Origin of the sequence: Enterobacter sp. ZOR0014 (assembly GCF_000798855.1) — a bacterium.
Taxonomy (GTDB): domain Bacteria; phylum Pseudomonadota; class Gammaproteobacteria; order Enterobacterales; family Enterobacteriaceae; genus Enterobacter; species Enterobacter kobei.
In genome coordinates, this window is sequence record NZ_JTLF01000148.1 from 1 (window position 1) to 705 (window position 705).

A 705-nucleotide genomic window follows, 5' to 3' on the forward strand; every position below is an offset into this window, starting at 1 on the left:
TAGAAAATAAAGGTTTTGAACGTGTGGGAGATATTCAAACAATTGTAATGAACGGAACAAGTTCAGGTTATGAGCAACTAATGGTTAAGAAAGTAGATAAATAAAATGACAAATGAAGAATTATATGAAAGAATTACTAGCGTACTAGAGGAACAAGGTATCGCAATGAATCAATTTGAGTTAAAAGTTAAATCTGAAACAGGTAAATATCCTAACCTAAGAATAACTAAATCACGCTTGAGCTTGCCAAATACCGTAGCATTCCCTTATCTTACTATGTTTTTAAATGATGATGAAATGCACGAGCTTACACTTAAAAAAATTGATAGCGTAGGAGATAACGGAGAAGCGTTTGACTTACTAGATGAGATATTGTCTAGTTTAGAACCAAGCAAAGAATATCTATATAAGCAACGATTGAAGCGTAAAATGCAAAGGGAGGCAATGAGATAATATTACACAAGTACACAAGGAAGATTAATAGTTCAAAATATCCACGGTCAACAGCTAGAAAGATCGCTAATGACTTGAACAAGAATGACCCTTTTAATAATTATCTAGTGAGCCTTGAGCTTGGCTCTAAAAGGTATATTATTGAAAAATTTGAAATTAGAGGTATGAATAGATGAAACGTTTTTACGTAGAGGAAGACGACAATGGCAAAGAGATTAAGCGAAAACTTACAACTTTTGCTAATGAATGTTC

General features: G+C 32.8%; 2 protein-coding genes. Both read left to right on the forward strand.

Features of this window, described 5'->3' with window-relative positions; translation table 11 throughout:
* Positions 1-105 precede the first annotated feature (105 nt).
* Positions 106-453 (forward strand): DUF7339 family protein, encoded by a 348-nt coding sequence (locus L977_RS07720; RefSeq protein WP_036853164.1) that lies wholly within the window; start codon positions 106-108, stop codon positions 451-453.
* Positions 454-476: 23 nt separating this feature from the next.
* A complete protein-coding gene (locus tag L977_RS25220) occupies positions 477-629 on the forward strand; it encodes a DUF7228 family protein (protein ID WP_432759057.1) in 153 nt (50 codons plus the stop codon).
* The last annotated feature ends 76 nt before the right edge of the window (positions 630-705 follow it).